The organism is Kitasatospora sp. NPDC091257 (assembly GCF_044757675.1).
GTDB lineage: Bacteria > Actinomycetota > Actinomycetes > Streptomycetales > Streptomycetaceae > Kitasatospora > Kitasatospora lactacystinica.
The window spans coordinates 1-4,043 of sequence record NZ_JBIVVI010000864.1; the positions used below are offsets into that span (position 1 = coordinate 1).

3 protein-coding genes are annotated in these 4,043 nt (G+C 73.5%); all 3 read right to left on the minus strand.

Going from position 1 to position 4,043, the window contains the following annotated elements; genetic code table 11:
* Positions 1-26: 26 nt before the first annotated feature.
* A complete protein-coding gene (locus tag ACIQOV_RS31010) occupies positions 27-1,220 on the minus strand; it encodes a nucleotide disphospho-sugar-binding domain-containing protein (RefSeq protein WP_401053952.1) in 1,194 nt (397 codons plus the stop codon).
* 53 nt (positions 1,221-1,273) lie between these two features.
* Entirely contained in the window at positions 1,274-2,629 is a 1,356-nt protein-coding gene (locus ACIQOV_RS31015; RefSeq protein WP_401053954.1) for an acetyl-CoA carboxylase biotin carboxylase subunit family protein, read from the minus strand.
* 160 nt (positions 2,630-2,789) lie between these two features.
* On the minus strand, positions 2,790-4,043 hold a 1,254-nt coding region (locus ACIQOV_RS31020; protein ID WP_401053955.1), incomplete at its 5' end, for a PEP/pyruvate-binding domain-containing protein.

The following is a 4,043-nucleotide window of genomic DNA, read 5'->3' on the forward strand; positions in this document are numbered from 1 at the left end:
GGGGTGCGCGACGGCCGGCGGCTGCCTCAGCCCGCGGTGCCGACGAGGCCCGCGGTGCCGGTGAGACTTGCCGTGCCGGTGAGGCCCGCGGTTCCGGCGAGGCCGGTGAGGCGTTCCGCGACTGCCGGCGGGCTCGGCATGGCCGCGATCTCGGCGCTGACCTCTCGCGCGGCCCGGCTGAGCCCGGTGTCGGTGAGCAGCCGGGTGAGCAGGGCCGGGCCGATGTCCTCGGCGGCGGCGCGGAGGCCGGCGCCCCGGTCCCGTACCGCGTCCGCGTTGATGAAGCGGTCGGACCCGTCGGGGAGGACGAGCTGCGGGATGCCCGCGTCCAGTGCGCCGAGGGCGGTGCTGCTGCCGCCGTGGTGGATGGCGGCCGCGCAGGTCTCCAGCAGCGCCCGCCACGGGACCCAGCCGTAGGCGCGGACGTTGTCCGGCAGGGTGTCGAGCGTGCTGAGGTCGAGGTCCCCGGTCGCCAGCACGAACTCCGCGTCGATGTCGGCGGCCGCCTCGATCACCCGCTCGATCCTGGTCAGGCCGTCCGTCTTGGGCGGAACGGTGCCCAGCGTCACCGCCACGCGCGGGCGGTGGGCGGGCACGGCCAGGTCGGCGGGGAGGTCGCCTTCGCCGTTGTAGGCGACGGGCCGCATCGAGCAGCCGTACCGCTCGTCCCCGGCCATGCTCGGTGGCGCGAGGTCGATGACCTCCGCCGGCTCGGGCAGCCGGTCGATTCCGTGCCGGGCGAAGGTGTCCGCCATCTCCGCGAGCATCAGCGCGCGCAGCTTCGGGGTGCGGACGAACCCGAGGTCGTGCTGGACCGCGGGCACGCCGAGGCGGGTCGCCGCGAGCAGGGCCACCGGGAACTGGTAGTCGTACACCACCAGGTCCGGCCGCCACCGCGCGGCGAGCTCGACCACGTCGTCGGCCACCCGGTTGTTGACGAGGGCGGCCAGCGGGACGAACGCCTCGCGATCGGCCGAATTGCTCTCGACCACCCGCTGCATCAGGTCGGGCCGCTGGGTGCGGCCGGCCTCCCTGATCACCTTGCGCCAGTCGAGCCCCGGCGCGATGGGCAGGTACGGCAGACCGGCCCCGGCGACGTCTTCGCCACCGTCCATCGAGGCCATCGCGACCTCGTGGCCGAGCTCGTGCATCGCCCTGGCCAGCGGGACCAGCGGGAAGAGGTGGCCGATGCCGGGTACGCCGGCGAACAGTACACGCATGGAGGAACCTCGCTCGGAGGGATGGGAGTTGGGGATGAGGGAGGTGGCGGGGTTCAGGAGGCGGCCCGGTGCAGGGCGGCTTCCATGCCGTTCAGCACGGCGTTGCAGTCGCGCTGCAGGGTGGCGGCGTCGACGGCGCTCAGCAGGTAGACCCCGAGCCAGTTGCGCGACCCCGCGGACGGGTCGAAGGCGGGGACCGTCCGGCCCGCGGGCATCGCGAAGGCGGGTACGGCCTCGATGGTGCTGCCCGGGGAGAGCAGGCTCTGCCAGTCCACGGCCTGCGGGTTCCAGACCGGGCTGCTCCGCCAGGGCGCTCCCGACGCGTCGGCCGGGACGACGGCCAGCGACGCGGCGGCCCTGACCCCGTCGGTGAGCATGGCCGCCGGGTAGTCCACCCGCTCGCCGAGCAGCTGCCGGACCAGCATGCCGATCGGGTCGAGCCCGAAGACCTCGTGGACCTGCCTGGTCGTCAGCAGGCCGCCGAACCTGGCCGCGGTCTCGATGACCACCAGCTCGCCGTCCTTCATCAGCTTCAGCTCGGTGTGGGTGCCGCAGTTCTCCAGCCCGAGCGCGTCGACGGCCTGCCGCGACACCTCCTCGATCCGGCGTTGCAGCGGCACCGGCAGGACGGAGGGCGAGGTGCTGGCCACCTCGACGAAGGACGGCACGGTCGGCAGCTTGGCGGTCATGGCCAGCGGACGGTAGACGCCGTCCGCGACGATCCCCTCCACGCTCACGTAGTCGCCGTAGCCGGGCTCCTGGTACCAGCCCTCGGTGGAGCCCTGGGCGATCGTCTCGACCAGGCGGTCCCGGTCGGTGTCCTCGGCGTACAGCTCGTTCATGCCGACCTGGCTGCCCGCCCGCAGTCCGCTCTCGATCCCGGCCCATGCCGGGGCGGCCTCCTCGACCGAGTCCAGCACGATCTGGGCGACCGACCCGGCACCCCAGGCCGGCTTGAGCAGCAGCGGGGCTTCGAGTTCGGCCAGTGCGGAGGTCAGGTCCCCGAGGCTGTCGACCCGGCGGAACGCGGGTATCGGCACCCCGGCGGCGGCCCAGGCCTCCCGCATCAGCCGCTTGTCCCTGGCACGGACGATCCCCTCCCCCGGACCGGCCAGGTGGAGCCGGCTCGCGGCGTGCGCGACGGCCAGGACCGCGAACTCCGAGAGGGTCAGCAGCGCGTCGGCTCCGATGGCCTTCGCGTACTCCACGATCAGCTCGACCAGTTCGTCGCCGCGCGGCGCCTCGGGCACCAGCTCGATGCTGGTACAGCTGGGCCGCCACACGTCCTCCCCGGACGTGGGCAGCGGCGCGAGTGCGAGGACGTGCAGCTCGCCGCAGGCGGCGATCCGCGGGAAGGCGTACTCCAGCGGGGCGCCGCCCTTGACGTAGACGTACAGGATCTTGTTCAACGTACTTACTCCTGAAGGAAGTTCAATCGTTGGCGGGCGTGCCGGAGCCACGCCGCACCGGCCCGCGGCAGGTCGGCCCGCGGCGCGTCGGCTCATGACACGCCGGGCCGCGGCACGCCGGGCCTTGGCCGGTGCGGCGCGGTGCGGCGCTCCGGCAGCGTCAGCCGGCGGTGCGGAAGGGGCGCAGCTGCAGCAGGCTGACCCGGTCGCCCTCGATCGCCCACTCGATGTCGACCGGGGCCCCGTACGTCTCGTCGGGCGAGAAGTGCGACTGCAACAGCCTGCTGATCAGGGCCAGTCGGCGCACGAGGTCCTTGGTCGCGGCATCCAGGTCGGTGGCGGCGGTGCCCAGCGAGACCGTCCGGCTTCCGCCCTCCATGGTGTTGCACAGGTACTGGAGCGGGGCGCCCCGACCGGTCACCACGTCGGCCACCGAGCGCGGCGAGATGTTGAGGTAGACGTCGCGGAAGTCCTGCGGGCTGAGCGGGTTGCAGGTGACCAGGACGCCGCCGACGGTGGATCCGACCTGCTCCTGGACGACCACGCCCATCCGGCAGTGGTCCAGGGCGATGCCCGCCTGGCGCCGCAGCAGCACCGCGCGCGGCGAGAACAGCGAGGCCCAGACCTCCCGGACGGCGTCGAGGACCGCGCCCGTGCCGCTGACGTGCGCCACCGATTCGTAGAGTCCGGCGGCGGAGAAGCCGGACAGGTCCTCGGCGTTGGAAGAGCTGCGGACGACCTGGACGGTGGCGCCGTACAGGTGGCGGTCGATCGCCCGGTCGACCTCGGCGCGGATCGGGTCGGGCAGCGGGGTGCCGCGGATCAGCCGCTGCACGTCGAGGCAGAGTTCCTCGATCCGCGACGTCTCCGCGTGGAGCGACGTCCGGCGCGAAGTCCCCTCCCGGGGTGACGTCCCGCCCTGGCGCGAAGTCCCCTCCTGGGGTGAAGTTCCCTCCTGGAGAAGGGAGTCCAGCCGGTCGACGGCGTCCCGGAGCTCCGCCGAGGAGTCGAGGAAGCGCTGCTGGAGGGAGAACGGCAGCACGATCCCGCGCGGCACCTCGGCGTACTCCTTCACCAGGAGCTGCGCGGCGGCGTTCAGCTCGGCCCCGTCCGCGTCCTCCGGGAGGCCGAGTTGCCGGGCCAGGTAGCGCAGCAGGTCGGCCCGGGGCGGCCGGGGCACCTGGTAGAAGCCGAGCCAGCGGGGAGAGCCGTGCTGCAGCAGGTGGGTGAGTTCACCGAGGTTGGCGGCCTTGGTGCCGAACCGGACGTGGTCCCCCGCGCGCAGGTCGGACAGCGGGGTGATCGGCGTGGGCGTGAGGTCGGGCCGGTCGACGACGATGTGATCGGCCGGCGGAGTCGGCCGGACTCCCCCGTGGCCCTCGTGGCCCTCATGGCCCCCGTCGCCGTCGTGGTC